Annotated in this window: 4 protein-coding genes; 2 read left to right on the plus strand and 2 right to left on the minus strand. The window is 68.5% G+C overall.

Annotated features, from left to right (window positions below):
* Positions 1 to 617, minus strand: a 617-nt coding sequence (locus P3H78_RS32905) for a helix-turn-helix domain-containing protein (RefSeq protein WP_276112841.1), incomplete at its 3' end; no start/stop codon positions are given.
* A gap of 652 nt (positions 618 to 1,269) precedes the next feature.
* On the opposite strand from P3H78_RS32905, the gene P3H78_RS32910 reads away from it, so the two are divergent.
* Complete coding sequence (locus tag P3H78_RS32910; RefSeq protein WP_276112842.1) at positions 1,270 to 2,187, plus strand: MmyB family transcriptional regulator; 918 nt, start codon at positions 1,270 to 1,272, stop codon at positions 2,185 to 2,187.
* 295 nt (positions 2,188 to 2,482) lie between these two features.
* Positions 2,483 to 2,851 carry a hypothetical protein gene (locus P3H78_RS32915; RefSeq protein WP_276112843.1) on the plus strand — a complete coding sequence of 123 codons (369 nt, stop codon included), beginning with the start codon at positions 2,483 to 2,485 and terminating at the stop codon, positions 2,849 to 2,851.
* Between the two features lie 117 nt (positions 2,852 to 2,968).
* Here P3H78_RS32915 and P3H78_RS32920 read toward each other — a convergent pair.
* The coding region (locus tag P3H78_RS32920; RefSeq protein WP_276112844.1) for a helix-turn-helix domain-containing protein at positions 2,969 to 3,787 on the minus strand (819 nt) is incomplete at its 5' end.

Here is a 3,787-nt window from a genome sequence, read left to right on the forward strand (position 1 = left end):
AACTCGGTGTCCTCGGGCTGCGGTCCGGCAGCCCGCGCCGGAGGGGCGAGGCCGCTGAGCAGCGCCGCCCGGAGTTCCTGTGCCAGTTCGTCATCGCCTGCCGCGATGCTGCCGCGCAAGGCCAGGTGCTCGATGCGAATGCCCTTGAGCTGGGCAAGGACCAACACCTGATCGCTCACGCGTTCAAGAGCTTTGACCAGTGCCTCTTCGCCGCTCATGGTGAAGAACCCCGGTGTCACGCCGAACAGCCGCTCCAGGCTCGTGTTCACATCCAGGTTGGGGTTACGGGTCCCATTGATCAGGGCGGTCATCGTCGCTCTGGCGATGCCCACGCGCTGCGCGAGCTGTTCGGCGGAGTACTTCTTGCCGTCGTCACGCGGGTGCGTTCTGCGCAGGAACTGCAGCCGCTCCGGGAAGGAGTGGTTGAGCTCTTCCGACGTGACCGTTTCACCGGCGAACAGGCGCCGCACAGTGTCGGCCGCGATGCCTGTCGTCGACTCGATGTGGTCGAAGTCGATCAAACCTTCGGGGGTACGGTCCAGCGCCCTGATCTGGTCGGTGAGCGCAGCTACAACCCTCGCAAGGTCCTGCTCCCCGGGGATGTCGGGAGTGTCCATAAAAGGGTGGTCTCCTGCTCTCTGTGGACAATCAGCGGGCGTCACGCTACCCCCTCTCCGATGTACCCCACATCTGCATCGATCAACTTTGTAGCTACTTTGACTCGCAGCTCGCCACAAGCGCTACAAACGTTGACACTTTCGATGGTGTGCAGCATGATCGCTGCTTGTGGGCGAACTGTCTACCCGCTGTTTCCGGCGGATGCGGTTTCGGCCATCCCTGCCCTAGCGCGGCTCTGCGGTGTCGCGCCCATGTGCCGGGCCCGGTGCGCTGGTCCTGCGGGTTGCGAGCCACCGAACCCGGTGTCATGCCCCGCTTGGAGTCGCTGCATGAACCCTGCACCACCGAGGCCGGAGTCGGACGGCAGCCGCGCTGCGCGGCATCCGCTCGCTCGAGGCCCGGTGCTCGCAGGCACAGGCAGTCTGCCCGCCTCTCCCACGGGCACCGCAGCAGAACGGGAGATCCGGCTCGCTGGCGCCGCTCGGTACCGGCAAGCCCACAACCATGTACAGCAGGGCGGAACAGACGCTGGAGCGTCGCGCCACGCCGCGTCGAATGGAAGCAGGTAGCGACCGCACTACACGGGGTGTCCCAGCGCAGCGGCCGCTGACGCGGCCGGGAACAGAGCCGCATCGTTAAGGGGGAACGGCAATGCACACCGACGTTCAACAGAACGCCGGCCGGGAGGAGACCGCACAATCCTTGGCCTCGGAGATCCAGGCCAGGCGGCTGCACACCTTCCTCAAGGGACGCCGTGAACACCTCGGCCTGCCCCAGGAAGCCATCGCCGCGCGGCTGGACATCAGCGGCCGCTCCTACGGCGACTGGGAGCGCGGCCGGGTCAAGGAGTGGAAGGACGAGAAGCTCTACGCCCTGGCGGAAGCCCTCGAGATGACCGAGTACCAACTCACCCTGCTGTTCCTCTACGCGGTCGGCCGCGCACCGCAACCGGACCTGCGCGCCGCGCTCCACCGCCCCGAATCGGAAGACCCCGCCGACGCCGCCTTCCTGGGCGACTACACCGTCATGATGGACGCGCTCTCGCTGCCCACGTTCGTCATCGACCAGGCGTGGGACGTCAAGATGGCGAACAAGGCCTTCCGGGATCTGTTCAGCGGCGTGCGGGCCCACCCCACCGCGATGCCCTCGCGCAACTTCCTGAGGTTCGGGCTCTTCCACCCGGATGCCCCGTCCATTTTCATCGACCACCTCAAGTGGCAACTCGCCATGCTCGCGCAGCTGTCGTCCAGCCTCGAGCGGCACAGTGAGGACAACGGGCTTCAGGCCATCCGCCGCGACGTGTACCGCCACGCCGCGCTGCGTGATGCCTACCTCACCGACATGCCCAACTGGGTCCTGGGCACCGGCGCAGACCTGGTCCACCACGAGGGCGCGGTCCGCGAGGTGCGTCACCCCGATCCGGAGGTGGGCCGTCAGGGATGCCGGCTGGTCGAAGAGACACCCCGGTCACTTCAGCGCCTCGGGTTCACACGCCTCACGCTCGTGCTCATCGACGTCGACGGCCAGTGGAGGCCGGAGAGCTGCGCCTCTCCCGAGCATGCGGCCTGACCTGCACCACGGTGCCCCCGGACATGTCGGCTGTCCCGTCCACTGGAGACGGGTCGGCCACACCCTATCGACGTTGCGCGGCCTGTCCGGATCGAGCGGCTAGGCCGCCACCCGGCAGCGGGGCGCACAGTGGGTCTGGGCGCCGCGCCCACGGCGTTGGCCAAGCCGCGCCGTCGGCCGCTTCGCGAACGGGCACGGAAGACCAGCCCGCGGAGGCAATGGCGTAGGCGAGGATGGTTGGCGTACGGGAGTGTCGCCGCGCTGAATGTAGATCCGGGCAGAGGGGACCAGCATCATGGAGGAGCACGCGAGCCTTCGGCCCGCAGCCACCGATGGCGGCACGACGGGCAGGGAGGCGGAGACCACCATCCTGGTTCTGCTGGCCGATCCGGAAGTCCGCCGGCTGGGCGAGGAGATCCGTCTTGAGGAGCTCCGGCTCGGACTGCACCTGCGCGCTCGGTATGGGGCCCTGCAGGATCGGCGCGAGCGGGCGGTCCGGGAAGGCGACCACGCCGTTCATCAGCGTGTATGCCCCGGCAAACATGGCCAGTGGGGGCGCATCTGTATCCTGGACGCGGGGCACGAGTCAGCGGATCCGCATTGGGGCGTCAACGCGGAGGGGCAGCCGGTTGCGTGGGTTGGGAGCGCTCCGGACGATGACTGAGCGCGTCTCGCTGCGAGGCGGCAAACTGCGGTGACTGCCTGAGACTCCTGGCGACGACCGCCACGGCTCCGGTGCGGGCCGGGCCGCCGGCGCGGCTGCGGGTGCAGGCCGTGAGCGTCAGCTCGCGAGCCGCATGGCACCGCTGCCCAGCTCACAACGTGCGCTCAGCCGGGCGGCGCAGGCCAGTGCGGCCGCGGCGTACTCGCGCCGGTTGCGTTCCATCTGCGGGCGCAGCCCCATGACGACGAGCGAGCCGTACACGGTCGAGCCGCGCCACAGAGGCACCCCGAGCATCTTCCAGTCCGGCAGAGGCGATTGGGTCAGCACGTACCCCTCGGAGCGTATCTCCCGCATCAGATGGCTCTGCGGAGCGCCGTCGAGGTGCGAGAGGATCGCCAGCCCGGCCGCGTCCGCGGTGAGCGGCGCGTACCGCAGGGCCACCTTCGTGTCGACGTCGGCGTGGTTGAACGCCGCCTGGAAGTCGCTGCGGCGTCCGTAGGTGTGGTCGAGCATCAGCCGCCCCGGGGTGTCGTCGATCAGGACGGCGCTGAAAGCCATCGCAACCTGGGCGGTCTGCCGCTGCAGCACGGTGGTCTCACGGTCGAGGGCACTGTCGTGCGGCAGATTCAGGTGAACGCTCGCATCCGGGCGGTGGTTGGCCACGTCGGTGGCGATGCCGTAGCGGCCCGGCGCGCGGTAGATCAGGTGCTTGGCCTCCACCCCGGCGCGCAGGATGCGGTGGACCGTCGACTTGGTGACTCCGGACTCGTCGATGATGCGCCGCAGCGGGTGCAGCCCGGGGCCCATGCTGTTCAAGGTCTGGAGTACGAGATAGACCCGGGCGTGGGCGGTCATGCCGTCGTCCACCGTGCCGGCGGTCTCGACAAGCTCGGCGTCGATCACTGACAGTCCCTCCTGGTTGGCACGAGCGGGGCT

Origin of the sequence: Streptomyces tropicalis (genome assembly GCF_029269835.1) — a bacterium.
GTDB lineage: Bacteria > Actinomycetota > Actinomycetes > Streptomycetales > Streptomycetaceae > Streptomyces > Streptomyces tropicalis.